The 25953-nt window shown below is 43.5% G+C and carries 20 protein-coding genes; 11 read left to right on the top strand and 9 right to left on the bottom strand.

Annotated features, from left to right (window positions below; translation table 11 throughout):
* Positions 1 to 6: 6 nt before the first annotated feature.
* Together VME0621_RS04935 and VME0621_RS04940 are read right to left on the bottom strand one after the other, a co-directional pair.
* Positions 7 to 2787 (bottom strand): HD domain-containing phosphohydrolase, encoded by a 2781-nt coding sequence (locus VME0621_RS04935; protein WP_065311667.1) that lies wholly within the window; start codon positions 2785 to 2787, stop codon positions 7 to 9.
* A gap of 282 nt (positions 2788 to 3069) precedes the next feature.
* Entirely contained in the window at positions 3070 to 3642 is a 573-nt protein-coding gene (locus tag VME0621_RS04940) for an aldolase/citrate lyase/malate synthase family protein (RefSeq protein WP_038227499.1), read from the bottom strand.
* 155 nt (positions 3643 to 3797) lie between these two features.
* On the opposite strand from VME0621_RS04940, the gene VME0621_RS04945 reads away from it, so the two are divergent.
* Complete coding sequence (locus VME0621_RS04945) at positions 3798 to 5345, top strand: DUF3612 domain-containing protein (RefSeq protein WP_081875821.1); 1548 nt, start codon at positions 3798 to 3800, stop codon at positions 5343 to 5345.
* 423 nt (positions 5346 to 5768) lie between these two features.
* Here the strand turns inward: VME0621_RS04945 and VME0621_RS04950 are convergent, their stop codons facing one another.
* Entirely contained in the window at positions 5769 to 6245 is a 477-nt protein-coding gene (locus tag VME0621_RS04950) for a methylated-DNA--[protein]-cysteine S-methyltransferase (RefSeq protein ID WP_062456244.1), read from the bottom strand.
* Positions 6242 to 7615: a DNA-3-methyladenine glycosylase 2 family protein gene (locus VME0621_RS04955; RefSeq protein WP_062456248.1), complete on the bottom strand. Its 1374-nt coding sequence runs from the start codon at positions 7613 to 7615 to the stop codon at positions 6242 to 6244. Before VME0621_RS04955 ends, VME0621_RS04950 begins: the two co-directional genes overlap by 4 nt.
* Before the next feature lie 269 nt (positions 7616 to 7884).
* Here VME0621_RS04955 and VME0621_RS04960 point away from each other — a divergent pair, with 269 nt between their 5' ends.
* Both VME0621_RS04960 and VME0621_RS04965 read left to right on the top strand, forming a co-directional pair.
* Entirely contained in the window at positions 7885 to 8280 is a 396-nt protein-coding gene (locus VME0621_RS04960) for a MaoP family protein (RefSeq protein ID WP_062456251.1), read from the top strand.
* A 193-nt stretch (positions 8281 to 8473) separates the two neighbouring features.
* On the top strand, positions 8474 to 9370 hold the full coding sequence (locus tag VME0621_RS04965; protein WP_062456256.1) for a GGDEF domain-containing protein: 897 nt from the start codon (positions 8474 to 8476) through the stop codon (positions 9368 to 9370).
* A gap of 81 nt (positions 9371 to 9451) precedes the next feature.
* Here the strand turns inward: VME0621_RS04965 and VME0621_RS04970 are convergent, their stop codons facing one another.
* Both VME0621_RS04970 and VME0621_RS04975 read right to left on the bottom strand, forming a co-directional pair.
* Entirely contained in the window at positions 9452 to 11077 is a 1626-nt protein-coding gene (locus VME0621_RS04970; RefSeq protein ID WP_062456258.1) for a polysaccharide lyase 6 family protein, read from the bottom strand.
* Between the two features lie 122 nt (positions 11078 to 11199).
* Positions 11200 to 12975 carry a sodium:solute symporter family transporter gene (locus VME0621_RS04975; RefSeq protein ID WP_062456261.1) on the bottom strand — a complete coding sequence of 592 codons (1776 nt, stop codon included), beginning with the start codon at positions 12973 to 12975 and terminating at the stop codon, positions 11200 to 11202.
* Positions 12976 to 14228: 1253 nt separating this feature from the next.
* Between VME0621_RS04975 and VME0621_RS04980 the strand changes: the two genes are divergently transcribed.
* On the top strand, positions 14229 to 14915 hold the full coding sequence (locus VME0621_RS04980; RefSeq protein ID WP_062456263.1) for an oligogalacturonate-specific porin KdgM family protein: 687 nt from the start codon (positions 14229 to 14231) through the stop codon (positions 14913 to 14915).
* A 59-nt stretch (positions 14916 to 14974) separates the two neighbouring features.
* On the opposite strand, the gene VME0621_RS04985 is transcribed toward VME0621_RS04980, so the two are convergent.
* The 3 genes from VME0621_RS04985 to VME0621_RS04995 form a co-directional block, all read right to left on the bottom strand.
* Positions 14975 to 15679, bottom strand: a complete 705-nt coding sequence (locus VME0621_RS04985; protein WP_167542815.1) for a 3'-5' exonuclease — start codon at positions 15677 to 15679, stop codon at positions 14975 to 14977.
* Between the two features lie 27 nt (positions 15680 to 15706).
* Entirely contained in the window at positions 15707 to 17614 is a 1908-nt protein-coding gene (locus tag VME0621_RS04990; protein WP_062456269.1) for a DUF294 nucleotidyltransferase-like domain-containing protein, read from the bottom strand.
* Between the two features lie 134 nt (positions 17615 to 17748).
* Complete coding sequence (locus VME0621_RS04995; protein ID WP_006070272.1) at positions 17749 to 18468, bottom strand: FadR/GntR family transcriptional regulator; 720 nt, start codon at positions 18466 to 18468, stop codon at positions 17749 to 17751.
* A 330-nt stretch (positions 18469 to 18798) separates the two neighbouring features.
* Between VME0621_RS04995 and VME0621_RS05000 the strand changes: the two genes are divergently transcribed.
* The 7 genes from VME0621_RS05000 (at position 18799) to choW (ending at position 25951) form a co-directional block, all read left to right on the top strand.
* Positions 18799 to 19515, top strand: coding sequence for a FadR/GntR family transcriptional regulator (locus tag VME0621_RS05000; RefSeq protein WP_062456272.1), 717 nt, complete (start codon positions 18799 to 18801; stop codon positions 19513 to 19515).
* 22 nt (positions 19516 to 19537) lie between these two features.
* Positions 19538 to 19858 (top strand): cupin domain-containing protein, encoded by a 321-nt coding sequence (locus VME0621_RS05005; protein WP_006070270.1) that lies wholly within the window; start codon positions 19538 to 19540, stop codon positions 19856 to 19858.
* Positions 19859 to 20292: 434 nt separating this feature from the next.
* Complete coding sequence (gene betI, locus VME0621_RS05010; RefSeq protein ID WP_038227511.1) at positions 20293 to 20889, top strand: transcriptional regulator BetI; 597 nt, start codon at positions 20293 to 20295, stop codon at positions 20887 to 20889.
* A 19-nt stretch (positions 20890 to 20908) separates the two neighbouring features.
* Positions 20909 to 22369 carry a betaine-aldehyde dehydrogenase gene (gene betB, locus VME0621_RS05015; protein ID WP_062456274.1) on the top strand — a complete coding sequence of 487 codons (1461 nt, stop codon included), beginning with the start codon at positions 20909 to 20911 and terminating at the stop codon, positions 22367 to 22369.
* A 23-nt stretch (positions 22370 to 22392) separates the two neighbouring features.
* A complete protein-coding gene (gene betA, locus VME0621_RS05020) occupies positions 22393 to 24081 on the top strand; it encodes a choline dehydrogenase (RefSeq protein WP_062456276.1) in 1689 nt (562 codons plus the stop codon).
* Between the two features lie 37 nt (positions 24082 to 24118).
* Entirely contained in the window at positions 24119 to 25057 is a 939-nt protein-coding gene (locus VME0621_RS05025) for a choline ABC transporter substrate-binding protein (protein ID WP_062456279.1), read from the top strand.
* Positions 25058 to 25108: 51 nt separating this feature from the next.
* Positions 25109 to 25951 carry a choline ABC transporter permease subunit gene (gene choW / locus VME0621_RS05030; RefSeq protein ID WP_006070265.1) on the top strand — a complete coding sequence of 281 codons (843 nt, stop codon included), beginning with the start codon at positions 25109 to 25111 and terminating at the stop codon, positions 25949 to 25951.
* Positions 25952 to 25953: the final 2 nt, after the last annotated feature.

A 25953-nucleotide genomic window follows, 5' to 3' on the forward strand; every position in this document is an offset into this window, starting at 1 on the left:
CCGATTTTAGTAGCTTAACTCATCCACATACTGAGAAATATCCACGTCATCTATTTGCTTACTATCAATGTGCGCCTGCGCATAATCACGATAGACACCAGAGGTTAAAAACAGTTTGAACAAAGCTGGGTCCAAATGTCCGTCCTTTACCATAAAACTCATAATTTTGATGGCTTCAGAAAGCATCTTTGACTTCTTGTATGGTCGGTCACAACTTGTTAGTGCCTCAAAAACATCAGCGATAGCCATGGCACGAGCAGGGAGGGGAAGTTCGCTGGCTTTCAAACCTAATGGATACCCGGTTCCGTCCACTTTCTCATGATGACTGCCAGCTAAAAGAGGCACATTTTTCATATGTCTTGGGAATGGCAAGCTCTCTAGCATTCGCAGTGTCTCTATCATATGGCTGTTTATGATGTAGCGTTCTTCAGGGTTCAACGTGCCTTTGCGAATGGATAAGTTGTACATCTCACCTTGGTTATTTTGATGCTCACCAGCCTTTAAAACAAAACGTTCTTCCCGAAGAGGCGCTTTTTCCCACGCAACCAAGTGCGATTCATTATCTGCCAACACGGGAACATGTTTACCTTCAACAAAAGGATTGTCCGAATAACGTGCGAGCTCCTCCCATGAAAGGCCTAATCTAGGATCAATTGTGCTCTGCCATGTTCTTTGAGCAATGGCTTCTAAACGTTTTACTTTTTGGTCATCTAAAAACTCAGATCCCAGATTGATTTCGGCAATCAGTGCGAAATCCTTATCTAACTCTTCCTGAGCCAAGTGAACCGCTTCTAGGTCCTGGTTATCTAATTGACCACTAAATTTAGCTCGATAAATGTTAAGTTCCACGTCGCGCTTTAGTACTTCAAAGCGAGTCCTGACTTCATGAATTCGATTGTAAATGGTCTCCAGTTTGGTGGACTTATCAATAATATGCTCAGGTGTAGTCACTTTCCCACAGTCATGCAGCCAAGAAGCAATATGCAGCTCTTCCCACTGCTCTTTGCTCATTGAAAAATTAGCGAAAGGCCCTTGAGTCGAGTCCTGCGCAGCTTTAGTCAACATTTCAGTCAACACAGGAACACGCTGGCAATGGTTACCGGTATAGGGCGATTTGGTATCAATAGCTCCTGCCATCACTTGAATGAAGGAGTCCAATAGCGCTCTTTGGTCAGCCAACATGGTTTGAGTTTCAATGGTAACAGAGGCATACGCTGCCAATGTCTCTAGATATTCTTTGTTGTCCATTAATACTTGAGATTCATGCTCTTCATCAAAGCCTAAACCCAAACCACCAATTACTTTTTTGCTTCGGTCTATCAAAGGAATAAACAATAAGTTGTCGGTTTCATTTTCCTTAATAACAAAAGGCCTGGCCTCGTAATACTTAGAATAAACCGGCTGCTTTTGATTAAAAAACACCTCTACATCCTCGGCGATCCTAGGTTCATAAAGAGGCAGTCGCTGCTGTGTTGCGACATCAATAATGCCTTTGGTTTTGAGCTTAATAAACTTAGGATCGAGATACTTCTCATCTTTACTCAATAAATACAAATACGTACTGTTCGCGCTCGTGGCATCTGCGGTTTCGACACAAACCAATTCAAGTATTCGTTCTAGGTCATTCTCTTTTGCCATTGAATTGGTCAGTGAAAGAAAACGCTTTATTGTCGACTGCATCACCGTCAATGAATCCGACATAGCTTTGATTTCCGCGACTCGAGAGTGCTCCTGATTATTCTCGTCAAAGTTAAAATGTTGAATAGCGCGTGCTTTCTGGGTTGCCTGGCGAATCGGTCTCGCTAACCACTGAGAAAGATAGTAAATACATGGCAATGCAATTAACAAAGCGAAGAGAGAACCGATTAGAGAACGTCTCGCAACAGTATTGGCATCTTTCAATAGCTGCTCTGACTTGACCGCCATCACTAGGTTAAACAGCTGGTCACGAGTGCCGCGCAGCTTATCGACTTTAACAACCCACTTTTCGCCTTCATAGTTAATTTCTTTTGCCTGTGAACCAAACTCGATGATATTAGTAGTGCCTGAGATCAACGGATGATTGATCTCCCCTAATTTAAGTTGGCTCGATTGTCTTAAGGCATCTCTTACCTCAAACAGTTCAGGTCGGCTGTAAGCAAACACATTAAACTCATCGTCATATAACACTCTGAGTGCATCACGGTTTTCATCACTGTCCCTTAGTACTTCAGAGACTTGATCCAATAAAATATCCGCACCAAACACCGCACCGTTGGCCGCTCGTCGATGAATCGTAATACCGGTCCTAGACAACACAGACATGAAGTAAGGCTCTGACACGTGTGCTTGTACCAACGAGGCAGAACGAAACCAATCGAGTTTACGTGGATCGCGAAGAGGGCTGTCTATTTCTGAAGATTGCAGCAAAGCAAGGTGAGCGCTGTACGTTCTTACCTCCAGTTTTTCTGTTTCTGCGTTGTAGTTCAACGCCGCATATTCTGCACTATGGTCGATACCTAAATGATTCCGCATCCGGTCATCTGCTAAACGGACAACCGCTAACCACTCACCATCAGGAAACGCAGCTTTCAATGAAAAAAGGTGTTTATTCGCTCTTAGTAAAGACACCAACTCAGGCACAAACGCAAATCGCTTTTCTGGATCTACTTCGCGAATCAATTCACCTGCAGAGTACGCATCAACAATGCTAAATGCGGGACCAAAGTGATAGGACATATTGCTGCGTGTCTCGCCGGCGATACGTTCAAATAAGTTTTCATTCGCATTTAATAGAACTTTATTCATGCTCGTTTGTGTAATCCATATCTGAATACCACTTATCACCAAAACCAAAATGACGAAAATTACGGAGATATGAATATGCAAAGGCAGAGTGAACTTTTTACTAGATTGCGAGCTGGTAGGCATATCGACTAACACTTTGAATTGACACCGTATAAGACTAGTCGAGTTAGCTATTGACGAGAAGTTAAATATAGAAAATTAATATAAAAAAAACCCCACTGCTCGTATGTGGGGCTACACTACCAAAGGAAAACGGTATTTAAATAAAAGTGCTAGCGGGTATTAAAAGGCGAAACTAAATCCTAGGTTATAATCGTCACCGTTTTTCGCCGTAAACTCTTTGTCTTCACTACAAGCTCTAGGACGACCTTGGTCATCACCTTGAACTAGGCTAACCCAGTGGCGGATGCCAGACGCATGGCATTTCTCTGTTTGGCCGAAGGTTGTGCACGTTTCTAATTGGATATCTTCAATTTCTACAAGCTCTAGATTGCCGGTTCCTTTGCGCTTACCCATCATTACTTCTACATGTGTTCCACTCTCATCACGGAATAGAATTGCTTCAGGAGCACATTTATCACCAGCGTAAGCCACAAAGTGTTTTGCGCGCTTCAGCCCCGTATGCTCACCATTTTTAAAATAAGCTTGTACGTGACGATAATCTATTTCGTAACTTACCACGTCTTCGTGTGAACCATTTTCTAGTGGAAACAAAGTATCAAGTAGCTGTTTTGCCATCTTTTGTTTCTCTATTTGCTCATCGGCTTTCACCATTTCCACGGCAAAGACTGCTTCTGCGATAAACGTTGAGTGGTTTTTATGTAGTTCTGTTTTATCGAATGTCAGCATGTTCATAGTCTTTCCCTCATACGGCCTTTTGTTCTATTTAGAGCAAATATACTAAACAAGTGTTTAAATTTATATTCGTTTTGTGATTTGTATACTTTGTAGACTAGCCTGTTTTTGACTACAATTTCACAACAAAAATTTTACAATGTGAATTTTACAAAATGCCTCTGTCAAAAAGTCTAATCCGTCAGTCCCATTTTTTGGGCACTAAGGTAAGAAACCTTAGAAAACGCAACCATTTAACAATGGAAGACCTCTCTGCGCGTTGTATTCGCATCAATCCAGAGTACGCTCCTTCCGTTTCGTATCTATCGATGATTGAACGAGGAAAACGCGTCCCAAGCATCGATATGCTTGAAGTGATCGCCGAAGTTTTCCAAAAAGATCCAGCATGGTTTTTAGATAATGAGCCTGAGCAAGAAGAAATTACTCCGGTTAAAGGCAATCGCGGAGGCATCAGTGGCATGGCTTTAGAGCCAAGCTTTTTATTTTCAAACGACATACTGCAAATTGCCATTCCGGAAATGTTGTCGCAAACCGGAATCACCGGAAGACAATTCGCCCACCTTTTGATTCGCGCTCACCAAGAAAGTTTGCAAAATCACTTTCCCGACTTAGAACGGGCTGCAGAAGAAGTGGGACTGAAGCGATTGAACCTATCAGTAGAAGATCTGATCGATATTGCTGGCGATTTAGGTTTGAGAGTTCAATGGGTCAATCGCACACCAAAAGATGTGGTGGATGAGTTAGGAATTAATGCCAAGCAACTCGTTACCTCGTTTTTTGAGCCTCCTGGTACCATCTACCTCAACGAAATACTCAAAGCATACCCAACAAGACTCAAATATGATCTCGCGGTTTATATCGGACACCGAATTCTGCACAGTGAAGAAGGGCTAAAAAGTGTCCTCAGTGTTGGTCACCACAATAGCTGGGAAGACTCTGCAGCCAACCAGTCTACATCTGCTCTGAACTCACAAGATATTTTGCAAGCATGGAGAGATTTTGAATCCAGCTTTTTTGCAGGAGCCCTACTTTGCCCTAAAGTCCCATTTAGACAACTACTTGACAGAAGTGGGTATGAAATCGACGTTCATAAACGTGCAGGCGTATCTCCGTCTGTCGCCATGCGTCGTATGACCGTGGTATCTCCCTATCCACATTGGCACTATTTCGACGCCTACGGGCCAGGAAAGCTCAAAGCAGTCTACCGAGGAAACGGTATTCCGCTGCCATGGGGAAACATGCGGATGGTGAACGATCCGTGTCAACACTGGGCGGTATTTAGGCGCTTATCTGAACCTCAAAACGGCTCTTCTGCACAAATCTCTATTCTTAATGTGGGTGATGAACCTCGTATTTATTGCTGTGAATCCATCAACATGACCGACCCGGCTGGAAATAATCGAGTACTCTGCGCGGGTATTGATCTAAATCCTGCGATAGATGCTCAAGGCGGCAACGCATTGGAGATAGCTAGTGAACTAAAACGATCATGTGTCGAAGGGGGTGGCAGTGTCAGTATTCCTCGTTCTATCAAAAAGGATCTGCAAACAGTCGCCAAAATCCTCAATATCAATTGGGTTGAACGAGGTATTGAAGGCGACGCACGATTAATTTGTTCAAGAGGAGCAGCATGCCCGAGAAAACCAAGCTGTTATGAAGGCTGTGCCGAAAGCAAGGAAATGCAACTTGGCGATATTGTATAAGCCTTGATGAATTAGCTCTTAGCCTAGAAAGAAAAAAAGCCAGCCACTAAAAAATGTGACTGGCTATATACAAGTGTGAACAATAGAGGTTCACTAACAACGTCAGTTGGCTAGGTGACCCTCGGCTTAAAAAGGGTCGCTTTAAGTAATGCATCAAGCGTGCCAACTTTTTAAATCGTTGTTTTCAGATAATTCTGGTCAGATAAGTATCGATTTCATGTAAACCATACTCATATAGTATTTTCATTTTGCAAACACAGATGCATTTTGCAATTACTCACTCTCTATATTTGCGAAAACGCAATAAAAAAAACACAGTAATATGAAACCAATCGCTAACAACCCGTTATTTATGAAACAGCACCAATAGCTTAATGTTTAAAAACCCTACAATGCTCCAACATTGTAGGCTCTCTTGGTGCGTCAAAGCTTGATACCTTCCAGCTCCAACAGCTTTCTTTTTCGTTCAATTCCGCCAGCATAACCAGTCAATGTACCACTTTTCCCGATCACGCGATGACAAGGAACGATAACTGAGATGGGGTTTTTTCCATTTGCAGCTCCAACGGCTCTTACGGCTTTAGGTTTGCCTATTCGATTCGCTAACTCTTGGTAACTTATCGACTCACCAAAAGGGATATCACACAAGGCACGCCAAACAAGCTTTTGAAAATCCGTGCCCTCGGCTGCTAAGGGGAGATCAAATGACCGTACCTTGCCTTCAAAGTAATGAGTGAGCTGTTCAGAAGCTTCAAGCAAAATCGGATGCTCGGGAGCCAATGAACCCAGAACATCGGGCAATGTAGTATGTTCTTCAAACCAAAGCCCTAGCAACCCATCATCGTTCGCTTGAATAGTGACATCCCCAAGTGGGCTTGGTGTTATTAGGTAGTAGTTCATGAAAAATGACTCCAACAATGTAATGTCGCGTAACTTCCCCAAGGTGACACATTCGCTGCGTTCAATTGTGGATGCTCAGCAAGGTATTTTTTAACGATCAAATCTGTATCAAGAAACAAGTTGGGCTCAGAGGCTCCCCTCATTTTTGCATAACTAATGGTCCATGGACCTATGCCTTTTAGAGCCAGCCAGTTATTTGGCGTGTCCTCAGGCGAATTAGTAATATGATGAGCCAACCGGGCTAATGTCTCTTTGCGACTGTTTGGCATTTTAAGGAAACTAAGGTCGGAGCGGGCTACGATATCCGCACTGGGAAATACACGCTGCCCATATACCGTATAACCCAAAGTATCAGTCAGCAAATTGAGCTGCCCGATGGCTGCTTTTACCGAAACCTGCTGCCCAACCACAGCTCGAACCCCTGCTTCCCACGTCGACCATACACCAGGAAGCCGCAGTCCTGATTTAATAACTAATTGGTCATCGTACTTCGATAGCAACTCTTCAATCAAAGCCACATCGGTGTTTAAATCGAAGACTCTTTTTATATTGCTCATCAACCAAGACAGTTTTGTGACATCTTGCAATTCAAATTCCACTTTAATTGTTTGCTTACCCTCCACATCAGCGTGTAACTTGAACCAAGCTAAACTACCATCAATCTCCACATAACGAGCGTAGCTGTATTGCGTCACTTCTTCTACGCCCTCTATTGCTCTTAAACGATAGAAATCGAGTAACGACTCCCAGTGATATTGACCTCGGTAAGCCAAATGAATCACATTGCGACCGCTGTTATCTTGCCTTGCATGGTGACGCCTCATTTCTGAAGGCGTCAATTTAAGATACTTCTTAAAGGCATCATTGAATCGTCGAGTACTATTAAAACCGCTGGCAAAACCAACATCAGTTATTGATAGTGAACTGTTGTGAAGCAGTTGTTTGGCAAACATTAATTGATGATATTGAGCATACACCTTGGGTGACATACCCAGGTGGTTTTGAAATAGTTGTCTTAAGTATCGACTGGTAACGCCGAGCCTATCTGACAACCTTTCCAAATTGGAGTGCTGTAACGCCCCCTGCTCGATCAAAGTTAATGCTCGTCGAAAACTGGTTTCTTTACCAAGCCAGGCCCACGAATTAGGCGCACTATCCGGACGACAGCGCAAACAAGGTCGATATCCTGCCTGCAACGCTACAGGTGCCGTAGAGAAATACTCAACATTCTCCTCTCGTGGCAAGTTTGCTGGACAAATAGGGCGGCAAAAAATGCCCGTTGTCTTCACCGCCACAAAAAATACGCCATCAAACCTTGGATCCCTTGATAATCGGGCAACAGAACATTGCTCTCTACTAAGTGACTCCATACCTGCCTCTAACCTTGCCTATTCTATCGCCAGTGTAACGCACATTTTGCATCTTACTAGCCGCTTTCGGAACTCAAGGACGACATGAAATCTTCATCAAACCATCACACAATATTCAAAAACCCAAGTAAAAGTAGCGTCTAACCAATGAGTTAATGAACAAACCAAAAAACGTTGAAAAAATCGATGGGTAGAATTTCAAAAACCTTACATCCTCTGTCTATACTGAGGCTGGGTTCGATGATTAACGTCATTTTATGAGGGTGGCTATGTCAAATGTAGATTTTCGTCTTGGAAAGAGACCTTTTTACGATAACAAGCGGTTTCGACGTGGATTTGCTAAATCTGGCGATTTTACTTTAGCTGAAGAAGATATCTTGATTCGCTTTGGAGATACGATGAGTTTGCTAGAAAGTGGCGAGCTATCTCCGGAATCTGATTCAGAAAAACACTTTCTAGAAGTGCTCCAAGACGAAAGTCATGCGGAGAGCAAACTAGAAAAAACATGGGTGAAATACATACACCTTGCACGCGATAGGAAAAGGTTTCATGCATTAAATGGTAAGAAATCTGAGCCAGAGACAATCAATGAGGATGTGGACTATAGCGATTCAGATGTGCTCAGTGATGAGATAACTGATGAAAATATAGATTCTGACAACTAGTTTTACAGGGAAACTAAGGCTCTCCAGCTTGCCGTAAATATATGTGACAGCTTAAACAACTGGCCGTCACATATAGCTTTAAAACCTATTTCTCGATCTCAACCGCAGCTTTTTCTATCACCTTTGTTATTTATTTTTTGCGTATATACTCTATTGTTAATAAAGTAAATTATAAAAATATTCGTGGAAGAGCATGCTTACTGAATTAGACGAAGTATATGAGGTGCTTTCTTGTTTACCTGACCCTGTCTTCATAATAAGTGAAGAAGGAGAATATGTTGATTTTCTTGGCGGAACTGATACTCAGTCGTATCATGACGGCAGCGCACTGATTGGGCAAACTCTGCACTCGGTAATGCCTTCCGAGCAAGCCGACTGGTATATCAGTCAAATCATCACATCACTCGATAATAATCAGGTCATGACTGTCGAATATGATCTATGCGTTGAAGATCTTAACGGCATTGACCCCAAATCGGGTCCAGCAGGTACATTGAGGTTTGAGGGCAAGATCTTTCCGCTTTCTTTTACCTGTAAAAACCAAAGGGTAGTTTGTTGGCTCACTCGAAACATATCGAAGCGCCATCGCCTTGAACTAAAGCTCCGTAAACAGAGTGAATCCGATCCACTCACACAAATAGCTAATCGCCGCTATTTTTTCTCCACATTAGCAACCATAACTAAAAGCACGACCCCACACTGTTTATTGTTGATGGATATTGATTACTTCAAAAAGGTCAACGATACCTATGGACACCTAGCTGGGGATAACACGCTAAAAGAAGTGGTTGCTCGAATACAAGATATCATTCGGCCTGATGATACTTTCGCCCGAGTAGGTGGCGAAGAGTTCGCACTGCTTCTACCTGATATTGAAGAGCACACGGCTTACGAGATTGCGGAACGCATTCGCTGTACCATAGCCGATACTCCTTTCCACTATGAACAGCAGACCTTTTCGATAACATTGAGCGTTGGCGTAACCCAAGCTCGCTATCAAGAGCGAAATAATCATATTTTTTCAAGAGCGGATGACGCGTTGTACATTGCAAAGAGCCGAGGTAGAAATCAAAGTATGGTATTAAGTTAGCCGATCAGAACAGAGTACTCGGCCACTAAAAAAGCGGCCACTTGACCGCTGTGACTTTACTTTACGAAATTTCCTGACAGGTTACTTGTTGCTATTCACTAATACGTAAGTCGGCCCCGCACTATCAGCGGTAATCAATTGCAACTCAGAGGTGTTTGCCCCTGCTCCTTGGTATTGATTAAAGCCGTTTTCCAAGGACATGTTTGGAAGTGTTAGTGAATAATTTTCTAACTGCTCTTGTCCAACTAAAGTTGGGGTGTAAAACTCATTATGGTAACTGGCATCAACCAGAGGAAACTGCTCTGTAGCTCGTACACTCACAAACTCCGGGTTTTGTGAATTGTCGACGACATTGTTGTTAAAACGAATATCAACACCAGCAAAAATATTGTCTACTTCGGCATTATTGAACAAGCTTACGCGGTGAGATTGATTACCGTAGACAATGCCCCACTCGGTATCAACAAACGTGTTGTTCTCTATGTCGATGTTCTTAGGCGTCCATTGCTTGTTTAGCTCTTTCCCTTTTACTGACTGGTCAAGCTGCTCGCCGTTTTTTACGTCGATAATCCCTGTATTAATGACAATACCACCTCGAAGATCAGCGTTACCTTCAATTAGTCCATCACGCCCACGTGTGTTAGCAAAGTAGTTATTGCGAATCACATGATCTTCATCGTAGATGCGCACACCACCTGTTAGCAATTTCTTGTTTCCAAGAATAACGTTGTTCTCTACCTTATTACCTTTACCATGTCTCAATGAAATCAACGCTGCACTTTCGAATATTGTGTTACCTGAAATCTCATTATCACCCGACTTGATCGAGATAAGTTCACGTTCTCCATCCATATCTACGAGCAAATTATCGACAAACTTAGAACTAGAATCCCATTGCGAAGATTTCGAGTCACCAATTCGAATCGCTTCCCAGCTGTTACCGTTGTAACGAACGGCTTCTTTTATATCTAACTCATTAAACTGGTTCTGTTTTTGGTCAACAAAAATATTATGAGCAATAAGGTGGTTATCTGGCGTCTCATCTTTCTGAACACCAATCAAAGTGCCACGTTTCTGCTTTCCTTCAAATCGATTATTGATGACTTTTCCATCTTTACCCCATAAGGACACCCACAGGTATTTAGGATATTCAGAACGACGCTCGTCAGGTTCGTACGCATAATCATGATTGAAGTAATAGAATGTGGAATTTTGCAGTGTGTTTCCGTTACCCATCATGCGAACTCCGCCGAAACGTTCCGCTGGGCCGCCTTCAGTGAACACCAAACTATCTAGCGTCACGTTGTTACCTGTTAGTTCAAATTGAACCAGACCAGTAAACCAAACCGCTCCTGCAGTTTCGGCCTTAATCGTCACACCATTTGCCGCAATTGTTACATGCCCCAAATTGGTATATTTTCCATCTGGAATCGTAATCACCTCACCATCTTTTGCATTCTCAAGTTGAGATTTAAGTGCGTTAACCTGTTGGTCTGATTTGGACTCCAGTGTCGCACCATCAACATCAACCAATCTGTCACTCGACAAAAGGTAATCGCGTGTCACTTCATTAAACGCCATCGGCACAGACGTTTGAAGCATTGTTTTATTAGCGTGAGTAGTGTCAGCATTCGTGTTACCACAACCAACCAGCGCAACTGAGGCGAATACTGCCGTTAAAGATAAAGCGAGGACATTTTTTTTCATGTGATTCTCTTTATGAATTCTTGTTGGATTAGATTTAACAATGGACTTGCTTGAACGTTGCAAGCATTAGAAAGGTTGAAAGCGGCTGGAATCAGCCGCTCAATATTTATGAATAAAGCGCTCTAGTTTTCGGTAGCTATGTTGGCTTCAGCCGCGCTTTCCACTTTGTCATCCACTGCTTTGACGAGCAATAAGCCGACTGCAAAGACGATGCTGCCGCACAGAACAAACACGAAACGTCCCCACAATGGATTTGGCAAGACGAACATCGCCATTACACCAACACCAGCAACGGCGATCAATGAACCCAACATACGACGCTGTCTATTATCAAGCTTCTTCTGTTCAGTACTTTCTGCCACAAGAGGTGTCGCTAGATTGTTGAAGAACTTGTCGACGTCTTTTTCACGATGCTCAGGTAAAGGCTTATAGAACAACGTTGAGAGTACAAAGAAACCTGCGGTGAAAATCATGTGACCAATCAAGCCAATAGCGACTTTTAAATCAGCCCATTCACGACCAGTCAACTCATTAAGACCGAACCAGTTTTGAATCATGTCTGCCGTAATGACAAAACCGACGAAATAAGAGACAAAGCCACCGACGACTAGCGTTCCCCAACCTGCCCAATCCGGCGTTTTACGAATGAAGAAACCACAGAATGCAGGAATAGTCATTGGGAAGCCGATCAAAGCACCCACGTACATCATAGTGTCGAAAAGGCTTAAACCTTTAAGGGAGTTAATAAACAGAGCAACTAGAATAATAGCAATGCCGAAGAAAGTAGACGTCAGCTTAGAAACCACGACTAGCTCTTTTTCATTGGCATTTGGACGCAGAATCGGCTCATAGAAGTTCTTAACAAAAATCCCTGAGTTACGGTTCAGACCAGAGTCCATGGAAGACATGGTCGCTGCGAACATCGCTGCAATCAAAAGACCAACCATGCCCACTGGCATATACTCTTGAACGAAGTAAAGGTACGCAAAGTCACTCGCTTTAGAGCCAGCTTCTGGGTATTGTGCCGCCAAATCCACACCTTGACCTGCTATAAACCATGAAGGCATAAACCAAATGATTGGCCCAAGCGTCATCAACACACATGCCAAAAGTGCAGCTTTACGAGCGTTATTTGAGTCTTTTGCAGCCAAATAGCGATATGAATTCAACATGTTGTTAGTAATGCTAAACTGTTTTAGGAAAATGAATACAGCCCAGATGCTGAAGATACTTAAATAGTTGAGGTTATCACCGGTAACAAATGACTCAGTTGGGAAGTTCTCAACGATATTGGAAACACCACCACCATGATAAACCGCAACAATTGCACACGTTACCGTTACGGCCATGATAATGACCATTTGCATGAAGTCAGAGGCAATGACGGCCCAAGAACCACCGGTCACAGACATGACAAGAACCACAAGGCCGGTAAGAATAATGGTTGTGGTCATATCGAATCCAAAAATACCAGAAGCGATGATGGCGAGACCATTCAGCCAAATACCTGCCGAGATAACACTGTTAGGCATCCCTGACCACGTAAATACCTGTTCATTTACTTTGCCAAAACGCATACGTATCGCTTCGATGACAGTGACGACACGCAACTGACGGAATTTAGGAGCAAAGTATAGGTAATTCATTAAATAGCCAAATGCGTTGGCAATAAAAATGATGGCAACGGCAAAACCATCGGTAAACGCTTTGCCAGCAGCTCCGGTAAATGTCCAAGCACTAAACTGCGTCATAAATGCCGTTGCACCAACCATCCACCAAAGCATGCTACCGCCCCCACGGAAGTAGTCGCTTGTAGTGCTAGTAAATGTTCGGAACATCCAGCCTATTGCAATAAGAAATAGGAAATAGATGCCTACAATTAGGGTATTGAGATCCATCTTGAAACCTTTTGATATGTTATTCGGTTACGTTAACTATACGTCCATACCTTACAATTTGTAGTACAATATAATTATTACGTGAACAAGATCGTTTATTTAACCATCATTATTGTATTACATATGATCCGTATCATATTTTAAAGAATATCGAGATCTACATCACAACCGAGAGGCAAGTCCATAATTTAAAAGCAAAAACAATAAGTTAAATGAAACCACAATCCAAACGAATGATTTATAAATTAAGGAAAGCATAAGTAAATGAGACAATTTATTGTAAGACATAAAAAACACCCTCGCATCACCTGTAATAATGCGAGGGTTAAAACGACATTAGGAGATCCATTGTCAATGTAGAGTGACGTCGACATTAACTCCGGGGGTGTTTGAGTGAGGTGGTAAACAACACTCTTATACTTATCAAGTAGGTTTTGGAGAATCATCCCATTCGCTTGGGGTCGTATGGAATAATCTGAACGCTTGGCTGCTTTACCACATCCAGGCTAATTCTGACACTTCGTGTCGCGCTCTACCAAAAGCAAATTAATATTAATGTATTACAAATGGAGTTAATGAGACATGGATCATATTTTGGAAATGTGTAGAACTCTTCCGCGACTACCACATCACGAAAATCACATTAATATACTGAAATAAAATAATTTAATTCTCAAACCTCGCAATCTAAGTCTCGATAGAAAACTCTCTTCCAAGTATTTTTAATACTGTCACCTCTCTTTCAATCGTTGAAATTTGCATAATTGTAGTATTTATAAAAGTCCTGAGTGTATTTTTGTGCATACTCTGTCTCTATCCCATCATTAACAACAAACTAAATCACCAACAGTTTGTTGCTGTGGTCTGAGACCAAATCTATTCGACAACATTCCAACTTTAATGGTATTTGAGTTGGAAGTAGAAACCTCCCTCAATAGGATAATTCGAAGGCTTTAATTGGATAAAAATCAACCGCACCACATCATTATTGTGATTTTATAGTATAAATATATATAAAAATTACTTTACCTACATCACATATCTTATTGTTAAATTCGATAGAGGCACAACTACACAACAACAGATAAAAACTTATATATCAATAGTATAAGTCAATTTCCCGCAGTAAGCCGTATGAAAGGCATTGCCAAAGGACGGCCAATCCCGATCCGTATCACATTAAAAACATAGAAAACCTCTTATCATATTTGTCATACATTACCACAAACTAAAAATCTTAAGGGTTAAATAAGATGAGCACTTTAAACAAAGTAACAGTGGCATTAGTTTCTGTGTTCGCGACAGCAACGGTAAGCGCAGCTTCTTTAGATATACGTACTGAGTACAAGCACACAACGGAGCAACATGCGACGCGCATCAAAATGGGAGACAGCATCGGTAACTTCTACTATAGCGGTGAGTTAAAGTTCAAAGGAGAAGATGGCGCGTTTCTTAAAGACTTGCAAAATAATGGTTGGGAGCTGGATTTAGGTTATCGTTTTAAGATTAACGACAACTGGACTATCCAACCAGGTATGCCTATCGAAGCTCGTTCGGCGGGTATGACTTACAAACCACAGCTTCGCGTGACTTACGCACTGGATAGTGTTGAAGGACTCAGCTTAAGTGGTCGTTATCGTTATGACATTCGTCAAAACAACGGTGAAGACGCACAAAATGAACGCCGTCATCGTCTAACGGCTAACATCAATTATTCAGTAAACGAGTGGCGCTTTGGACTTGAAGGTAACTATTATAAATCAGCAACAGATGGTTATATCTTGTACAACGGCAAAGACACAAACTACGAGCTAAACGCCACAGCACGTCGTAGCTTCGGCCAATGGGCACCGTACGTTGAGTTTGGTGATGTGAACGTCGATTCTGTTACAGATCGCCGCGAACTACGTAGCCGACTGGGTGTCACATACAGTTTCTAAGGCGTAATTCAAGAATCAGTAAAAGGAGGTGTCTTGATAGGCACCTCTTTTTTACCCCCTTATTGGCTTAGTCGGTACAATTTTCCAATACAAGGGTGCTGTTTGTTGAAAAGTCGAGTCGACTGAGCCAAAAACAACTCTGCAGTTGCAATGGCATCAATTAAGGCCTCATGCCCATTATACTCAGGTAGTCCGTATCGCTTCCTAGTCTCAGACAGACGAACATCGATCTCAGCATCTTTATTCACCGCTAACGCCATCGACTTTTCAATAGCTAGTGTATCCAGCCACATCACTGGCAGATCTGACACTCCATACTTCTGAGTTAAATATTCATCAACGAATGCCGCTTCAATCATCGAACCGTGTGCAATCAGTATTTTGGTTTTTGCTGCTTGAAATAACTGTGTCATCGCAGAATCTAATGAAATTCCATCTTGCAACATTTCAGGCATGATATGGTTTATGACCGCGGTTTCCGCCTTAACCTCATTTGGCGACTCAATAAACAGCTGTTTTGCACTAGCAACATTGACCGTAAAGTTGGCAATTTCTACCCAACCTAAACTAAGAATGGTGTCGGTATTGGCATCTAACCCAGTCGTTTCAAAATCCAACACTAGGTACTCGACTTCTGTTGCTAATACCTCCATTCTCGGCGGTTGCTCACTTAACAAGTTTCTCAACTCATTGGGTATCTTTTGATTGGCGAGATATCGCTGCCTTTGCTTGAGATAATGGTTATAAACGTGAAATTGATTCATCACGCTTTTCAAAACACCAGCCACTAGTTACAACCTCCCACCAAACCGGAGTTTAACCGCATCTTGCAACGTAGAAATGATTCTAAATGCATCTTTCAAGTTGCCACGTTCAAAACTGCCAAATGAATCGGGATTGATGTGATTATCCGGCTGCTCACCTCGTTTTAGCGCTTGTAGCTGATGATGCTGTCTAAACATAAGAATGTAATGGTATGCATTGATAATGTTTTTGTATGAGTCATCACTTAACATGCCTTGCTCATTGGCTTGAGTGAATCGTTCGTCGGTATTCGACGAGTCGCATTCTACGGCAAGACCGTAAATACGCGCTAAATCAATAACGAGGTTTATCGCGTATTTTTTTATATTCAGAGTTTTCTTGTTCTCGCCTGTTTTTTCCAGCACTAGGCTGTTAAAAACACCAAGAGGGGGTGACGTATTAATAGCATCTCGAGTCAAAATCCCTAAAAACTCGCGGTTGCTACGAATGTTGGAGTGAAGTTCATCGCGTAATATATCGGCATAGCTCGCTTCACCATAAACACAGCGAATTTCCAAGAACACGCTGATATTCAAAAGTCTTTCGTACTCAGGGTTCGATACCCATTTTTTATAATAGTGTTTCCATGTCGACAATGGCTGACACCATTTGGGCGTAGCTGCCATATATTTACCTGGACACAAAGGATATCCGCAAGCAGCAAGCCCATTTGAGACATACTGTGATAAGTGCCGGAAGTAGACTTTGTCATTCTCGGTCGCCTCATCACTAAGAATGATTGCATTGTCTTGATCCGAAAGCATGTGAACTTCATTTCGAGCGTGAGAACCTGCAACTATCCACGAAAAATGACATGGTGGCTCCCCCAGTTTATCAATCGCAATCTGAATAATTCGACGATTGTACGCATCCATAATCATCGACATTACCCGACCTATGGTCTCAGGTGCGACATTTCCTTCTACTAGAGCTTCAAATATGGCCTGACGTTCCGTGGTGAAACTCGCCATGTTACGAACACTGGTAGCGTATTTGATTTTTTCGATAAGAAATATCGCTTGCATGCGATGATTCTGCACCAAGTGCGAAGTGGTCAGCAGGCCCACCACTTTACCCTCAGAAACAACGGGTAAACCCCGAACATTATGTTGCATCATCAATGATGCGGCATGCAAAACCAGATCGTTTGGGCTGACTGTTAGTGGATTAGGCGTCATCACATCCCTAATCGGAGCACTGTTATCATGGCCTTCTGCGATGACTCGTTTGGTCATATCACGATCCGTCATCAGGCCAACTAACTTGCCGTTGTCACACACCACCGCAGTTGAAGATCGTTTAACAACTCGCATTTCGTGTGCGACATCTTTAATCGACATAGAGGCATCAACAATCGCAATGACTCCACTCGCCACGTCAGACACCTTTTTAATAAACAGACCTTTTTCTTTATTGGACCAAACAACATCTAGTGCAGATTTAAGGCGAACTTGCGCTTGAGAAGCAAAGTGTTCCGCGTACTCTGGGTTACGTTTAAAGATGGTTTCAAGCGTAGAATGAGGGATTAAATATAGAAGCGTATTTTCGATGGCAACCGCTTGATAACCCGACTCTTTAGAAACTTGATCATCGAGAAAAGTAAAGCCAAACAAATCTTCACTTCCCAGTCTTGCGCGAAGAACGCCATCGGGTTTGCGTTGCTCCATAGAGCCAGTTCGAATGACATATAGAAACTTCTGTTGGCTTTTCGACAAATTCTCCCCTTCTCCACTAAGCCCAGATTGCCCGTTACAAGGGTCAATCACCTCACCCTTACCCAAATAGGTGATTTTTATTTCCGCAGCGACCTTACGAACCAGCTCTTTGGGAAGTTTATCGAACGGATCAACGCTACATAGAAATTGCGTGATATTGGGTAGAAGCGCGTGAGGCATGTGAAGTCTCCAACTGACATTTTGTATTATTATATCAATAGAAATTTCACAATGGTGCACTTTGAATACAAAAAAGGCAGCTTATATGCTGCCTTTTTCTTCAAATTGTTAACAAGCGCGCTCATCTCTTGGTGTTAACTTGCTACAGGAAGCCTGTGGTTTTCTTCGCGTAGATGGTTTGCTGACGCCTCACGAGCTTTGTCACTATCCCCTGCCATGATCGCTTCGTAAATAGCTCGGTGTTCGTTGATACACGTCGAGCCGCCGTCTGAAGAGAACTGGATAAAGTTAACGAACATAGTGGTAAGAATATTGCCAAACGGGAGATAAAAGTCATTGCCCGTCGCATTAAAAATCAAACTGTGGAAACGAGTATCAACATCTAACCATTTAGACTGTTCAAAGTTTTCTTCTTTAGACACTTCGACCATTTCTTGGAAGGTCGCAGACAACTCAATTCGTTGCTCTGCAGACGCGAACTTGGCCGCTAACGCACATGCTTCTGGTTCAATAGCACGGCGCAGTCCAAGGAACTGACCGCAGAACTGTTCTACATCGTTAAGACCATCCATCCACTCGATCAACTGTGGATCGAGAAAGTTCCAGTACGCGCGATCAACAACACGTGTACCAATTTTAGGTCTAGATTCAAGCAAGCCTTTTGACGTCAATAGCTTAACTGCTTCACGAAGTGCAGTACGGCTGATACCAAATTGTTCACACAACGCCATTTCGCCTGGAATAATTGAACCTTCCGGCAAATCACCAGAGAGAATACCTCGAGCAATTTCACGAGCGACCTGGACGTGGATACTGCGCTTTGAACCCGTAATAGAATTAAACTTACCTGACATATCTTTATCGCTTACTTAAAGTGTTTATGTATTATTTTAGCAGCTATTCTATCACTAAACTTTCCAGAATAGATGTGATACATCGCATTTATTCAATGTAAATGTCTTACGTTTTGCCCCAATTAACCACCCTATTACCCAATAACCGGCTAATTTACGTGTTACCCATCACATAATCCGAGTCTCATGCTCAGTTTGCGACCTAGAATTGTTTTTTTACTATTTTGTCCATTGACGCCATTAAGTGATATTGTATGATTATATAGTTATTACACAAACACACGTGAACTTAATTGACGTGTGAACCTAACAACCAACAAGGTCAGAACTATGGCTACGTTCCATACCGTGGCAGACTCTAGCAGAAGAATTCACGTTCAAGTGGCAAAAGAAATCGCCAGCAAAATCCTTACCGGTGAATTAGAAGAAGGTGAGAAGTTGCCGAGCGAGTTAGAACTTTGCGAGAAGTTTGGCATCAGCCGTACTGCGCTTCGTGAGTCCACTAAACTGCTTTCTGCCAAAGGCTTAATCGAGTCAAAACCTAAAGTCGGGACCAATGTGACAGCTCGTCACCATTGGCACTTTCTCGACCCTCAATTTCTTGACTGGGTAAAAGACACTGAGAATGTCCAACGCTTCCTCACCCAATTTTTGGGACTTCGAAAAGCGATTGAACCAGAAGCCTGCTCCATGGCAGCGAGAAATGCCTCTATCGAGCATCGCAAGGCACTGTCTGTCTGTTTTCAAAACATGAAACAGGCCGCGTTTAATCACGACTACACAGCGTGGACACATAACGATCATGCCTTTCACAAAACGATATTCTTAGCGACAGCTAATCCGTTTTACGTCCCTTTTGCCAATATTCTTGAATCGCTTTTTAAGACTTTTATCGATGAAGCTGCCGTGGGCGGGCGATTCTGTATTGAAGAGCATGGGGATATTTACGACGCAATTATGACTGGCGATGCAGACTCTGCAAAAGTCGCATCACGCCAATTATTAGATGATCACAACCAAAGACTTGCCCTATTAGAGGCGGTTTAAACCTGATTTAGAGGAAACAGCAATGTTCGTATACAACAAAGATGTAGCATTAGAAGATCAAGGTGGCGGCCTACGCCGCAAAGTGTTGGCGCATTGTGAAAACATGATGACCGTAGAAGTGCACTTCGAAGATGGAACGGTTGCACCAATGCACAACCACCCTCACGAGCAAATTACCTATGTTGTCTCTGGTGAATTTGAATTCACAGTAGGTGAAGAGACAAAAATCGTCAAAGCGGGAGATACTGTTTATAAAGTGCCAAACATTATGCACGGCTGTAAGTGCTTAAAAGCCGGTATCTTAATTGATAACTTTACCCCAATGCGTAAAGACTTCATTTAAACGCTAACGCAATGGGCAGTAGAGGCTCTCTTAACTGCCCATTGCGCTTCTCCAAATGACCCTTCTTAGTGACTCTCTTGCGTTGTTATTTCTTAATAGTTCGTACTCTAAATATTTATTGAGCCAAGTCAGCCTACTCAATATGGTTTTTCCGCTGAACCGAAATTCCAAACCTTTCACTCCCAGACAAATTACAAGCCAAAGTAATCATTTTAAATCAATGAATTAGATTCCAAAAAATCAACTATACAGCTTGGTTTAGCACTTTTATTGACCTGTTTCTTTGGTGTCGAATGATAGACCTACTCTTTGGTTGTGTTAAAAAATGTTTACTTACTGGTTACGCAAAAAGAGAGATTTAATTTGAACTCAAATCTTTTTTCAGGCATTTTATATTTAACTGAACGTTCAATTAAAAATAAAAGGGAGTTCAAATGCCGAAGGTTGGCATGCCATTAGTCAGGAAACCACAGCTAGTTCAAGCAGCCATGTCTGTTATAGATCGTGTGGGCTTGCACGCCGCGAGTATCTCTTTAATTGCCAAGGAAGCAGGCGTCTCTACAGGTATCATCAATCACTATTTTGGTGGTAAGCACGGCCTTCTCGAAGAGACCATGCGAGAGATCCTAAGGCAGCTTTCTAGAACCGTGACATCTCACCTGAGTCGAATCCCCAAAACAGAACATGTCAAACGTATCAATGCCATTATTGACGCCAATTTCGTAGGATTTCAGGCAGAAAATAAAGTGGCGAAAACTTGGTTAGCGTTTTGGTCTTATTCAATGCACGACGTCCAGTTGAAGCGCCTACAACGTGTCAATGAAAAACGCCTGTTATCGCACCTTAAGATTGAACTCAACACTTTGCTCACACCGGAACAAGCCGATGTCGTTGCTAACGGTATCGCTGCGCTTATCGATGGAATTTGGCTAAGAGGCACCTTGACCCCAGAAGGTATTGACGCTGAAAAAGCCCGTTTCATCATCAACGATTATCTAGATAAGCAACTCACTTTTTACTCATTAAAATAATCATAAGTCAGACTTTCAAATGGATATGAAAACACTCTACATCGACGGACAACTTCAACAAGGCTCATCCGACGAATACTTTACGACCTATAATCCTGCTAACGGTGAGCCCTTAGCTGAAATCGTCCAAGCAAATTCTGAAGACTTAGCGTTTGCTATTGAATCTGCTAAAAAAGGCTTCGCCATTTGGTCTGCGATGAGCCCCATTGAACGCAGTCGAATTCTTCTCAAGGCAGTGGCATTGCTGCGCGAACGCAATTCTGAACTCGCTGCTCTCGAAGTTACTGACACCGGAAAACCACTACAAGAAGCCCTTGAAGTGGATATTGCCACTGGTGCCGATGTCATTGAATACTACGCTGGTCTCGCTCCAGCATTGCAAGGTGAGCAACAACCACTTAGCGAGAATCAGTTTTTCTACACCAGACGTGAACCTTTAGGCATCTGCGCGGGAATTGGCGCCTGGAACTACCCGATTCAAATTGCTATGTGGAAGTCTGCACCGGCACTTGCTGCGGGTAATGCCATGATTTTCAAGCCTTCGGAAGAAACGCCTCTAAGCGCACTAAAGCTTGCGGAAGTCTATAGTGAAGCGGGAGTACCAGATGGTGTGTTCAATGTGATTCAAGGTGATCATCGGGTTGGTCAGATGCTGACAGCACATCCTGATATTGCCAAAGTTTCCTTTACCGGTGAATCAGGTACAGGGAAGAAAGTCATGGCTGATAGTGCTCGAACCCTTAAACACGTCACCATGGAGCTTGGCGGTAAGTCTCCAATGATCATCTTTGAAGACGCTAAACTGGATGACGCAGTATCTGCCGCTATGGTCGCGAATTTCTATACCCAAGGCGAGGTCTGCACTAACGGCACCCGCGTCTTTGTACATCAATCTATATACTCAGCCTTTATTGAGCAGCTGAAATCCCGCACTGAAAAACTGATCGTTGGCGACCCGATGGACAGCAAAACTCAAGTTGGTGCCCTCATTTCAAAAACACACTTATCTAAAGTTTTAGACGCCATTGAAAGTGCTAAGAAAAGTGGCGCAAACCTACTGACTGGCGGTTATCAGGTGACTGAAAATGGGTTAGACAAAGGTAACTTCGTCGTGCCAACTGTCTTCGTCGATTGTGACGACAACATGCCGCATGTACAGCAGGAGATCTTCGGACCTGTAATGTCAGTACTTACTTTCAATGACGAACAAGACGTTATTGCACGCGCTAACGACACCGATTATGGATTGGCCGCTGGACTTTTCACTCAAGATTTAGCACGAGCACATCGCGTTATTCATCAAATGCAAGCTGGTATTTGCTGGGTGAACACATGGGGTGATTCTCCAGCAGAAATGCCCGTAGGCGGATATAAGCATTCTGGTATTGGCCGTGAAAATGGACCTGAGACCTTAAGGCATTACACCCAAACTAAGAGTGTTTTAATCGAGCTTGGCGAATACGTCAGCCCTTACGCCTAACGATGAGTTTACGGAGACAGATTATGGAACAACGCTACGATTATATTATCGTCGGCGCGGGATCGGCTGGCTGTGTGTTGGCAGACCGACTAACGGAAAGCGGTGAGCACTCTGTATTACTGTTAGAAGCAGGTGGCAGCGATAAAAGTATTTTTATTCAGATGCCAACAGCCCTCTCTTACCCAATGAACACCGAAAAATACGCTTGGCAATTTGAAACCACTGAAGAGGCGGGTCTAGATGGACGCAAGCTACATTGTCCTCGCGGTAAAGTGCTTGGCGGTAGCTCATCCATTAACGGAATGGTGTATGTTCGCGGGCATGCTTGTGATTTCGACCAATGGGAACAGCAAGGTGCAAAAGGTTGGAACTACCAGTCTTGTTTACCCTATTTCCGCCGCGCAGAGTCTTGGGATGGTGGCAGCGATGAGTATCGTGGTGGGGACGGCCCAGTTGGCACTTGCAATGGCAATAACATGACTCGTAATCCACTCTATCAAGCCTTTATCGATGCAGGCAAAGAAGCCGGTTACCCTGAAACTCAAGACTATAACGGTTATCAGCAAGAAGGCTTTGGTCCGATGCATATGACCGTTGATGGTGGGGTCCGAGCTTCTACATCCAATGCCTATCTAAAACGTGCCCTCAAGCGCCCTAACCTCACGCTGATTAAAGGTGTCGTGGTTAATAAAGTCCTATTGGAAGCTAAGCAGGCTGCCGGCGTCCAGTATGAAAAGTCTGGTATTGTCGTCGATGCCAAAGTAAACAAAGAGGTCATTTCTAGTGCAGGTTCTATCGGTTCAGTGCAGCTCTTGCAGCTTTCCGGAATCGGTCCTAAGAAGGTGTTGGAGCGCGCAGGCGTGACGGTAGAACATGACCTCGCTGGTGTAGGTGCTAATCTTCAAGACCACCTTGAAGTGTATTTCCAATACCACTGCTCTCAGCCAATCACGCTAAACAGCAAACTCGGTTTGGTGAGCAAAGGGCTTATTGGCGCAGAATGGATTCTTACTCGCAAAGGCTTAGGTGCGACCAACCACTTTGAATCTTGCGCGTTTATTCGTTCTCGTAAAGGACTGAAGTGGCCCAACATTCAATACCATTTTCTTCCAGCTGCCATGCGCTATGACGGGCAAGCGGCGTTTGATGGGCATGGTTTCCAAGTGCATGTGGGGCCTAATAAACCCGAGAGCCGTGGCACCGTAGAGATTCGTTCGGCAAATCCGCATGACAAGCCATTAATTGAGTTCAATTACATCTCGACCGAGCAAGATCGCCAAGATTGGCGAGACTGCATTCGCCTGACTCGTGAGATTCTAAATCAACCCGCAATGGATGCCTACCGCGGTGATGAGATTCAACCTGGGCTCCATATTCAAAGCGACGACGCTATCGATGAGTGGGTAAAGCAGAACGTAGAAAGCGCATATCACCCTTCTTGCAGCTGCAAAATGGGAGCCGATAATGACCCACTAGCCGTACTCGACGAGCAGTGCCGCGTTCGCGGTATCAAAGCACTACGCGTGGTCGATTCTTCCATTTTCCCAACGATTCCAAACGGCAATCTTAACGGTCCAACCATCATGGTTGCCGAGCGCGCTGCCGACATCATCTTGGGTAAACCTCTTCAACAAGACAAGCAACCCGTTTGGCTCGCCCCGAACTGGGAACAAACACAACGAATTGGCTCTCCATTGAGAGAGCTGGACTAAGTCCACCAAAGTCAGCCAAAAATAAAAAGGAAATAGCATGTCAACGATGACAAAAACACTCTCAGCACTCGCTCTTAGTAGTCTGGCGATGAACGCCTATGCCAACCAATGTGAAACGGTACGTTTTGCCGATGTTGGTTGGACAGACATCACTGCAACCACTGCGGTCACTACGGAACTACTAAAAGGGATGGGTTATAAAACCAAAACCGATCTTCTGTCAGTACCTGTCACTTACTCTTCAATGGCGAACGGTGATATCGATATCTTCCTTGGCAACTGGATGCCTACGATGGAGGGAGATATCGCTAAATATCGTGAAGCCAAAACCGTAGAAACCGTTCGTGCCAATCTAGAAGGTGCTAAGTACACCCTAGCCGTGCCTAAATATGTCTATGACGCTGGCGTAAAAAGCTTTGCTGATCTAGCCAAACATGCCGACAAATTCCGCGATCGTATCTACGGCATAGAACCAGGCAACGATGGTAACCGCCTTATTCAATCCATGATCGACAGTGACGCTTTCGGCCTCAAGGACTTTAACTTAGTCGAATCTAGTGAAGCTGGCATGGTATCTCAGGTTTCTCGCGCTGCACGCCGCAACCAATGGATTGTGTATTTGGGTTGGGCACCACACCCAATGAACAGCAATATCGAAATGGAGTATCTCTCTGGCGGTGACGATTACTTCGGTCCTAACTACGGCGGTGCCAACGTTTACACCAACGTGCGTGCCAACTATCTATCTGAATGCCAAAACGTGGGTCAACTGCTGAAAAATCTAGAGTTCAGCCTTGAGATGGAAAACCAATTGATGGAAGCCATCTTAAATCAAAATGTACAACCGTCAAAAGCGGCACAGCAATGGATGAAGGCAAATCCAGAGCAAGTAGAAGCTTGGCTATCTGGCGTGAAAACTCTGTCGGGTGATGACGCAAATGCAGCGGTACAAAACTACATCGACTCAAAAGCGTAATTCAAAACGAGTGGGCATCACTGCCCACTCAAAAAACACTAAGGTTGTATTGTGAATTTTATTACTGACAACAAAATCCCTCTGGGTCAATGGATGGAAGCAGGTGTCGACTGGCTGACATTCAATGCCGCAGGCCTGTTCGACGCAATTTCTATCTTCCTTGAAACCATCATTTTGTTTGTCGTTGATGTGTTTAAATGGATGCCACCTGCAATGCCGATCATTATGACCGCAGCCATTGCTTGGTATCTGCACCGTAGTATCCCTCTGGTACTATTTGTCATTGGTGCTTTGCTGACGATTTTGAACCTTGGCTACTGGCAAGAAATGCTAGAAACCTTTGTTTTGGTGTTTGCCGCGACAACGATTTCTGTATTAATTGGCGTACCTCTTGGCATCATGGCAGCACACCGCCCTTGGCTGTATACGTTGCTGCGCCCCATTCTCGACTTAATGCAAACCGTCCCCACTTTCGTCTATCTGATTCCAACTTTGGTTCTGTTTGGGCTCGGTATTGTTCCTGGATTGATCTCCACCATTATTTTCGCCATCGCCGCGCCAATTAGACTAACTTACCTTGGCATCACCAAAGTACCGGAAGAGTTGGTGGAAGCAGGCAAGGCATTTGGTGCCACACGAATGAAGCTGTTGTTTAAAGTAGAACTGCCAGCGGCCATGCCCAGCATCATGGCTGGCGTGACCCAATGCATCATGCTGTCTTTATCCATGGTGGTCATCGCCGCTCTCGTCGGTGCGGATGGACTGGGTAAACCCGTCGTTCGAGCCCTAAATACGGTCAATATTTCTCAAGGATTTGAAGCCGGATTAGCGATTGTCCTAGTTGCTATTATCCTAGACCGACTCTGTAAATCGCCGAATCAAAAGGAAGCCTAGTC

The organism is Vibrio mediterranei, from assembly GCF_900088415.1.
Lineage (GTDB): Bacteria > Pseudomonadota > Gammaproteobacteria > Enterobacterales > Vibrionaceae > Vibrio > Vibrio mediterranei.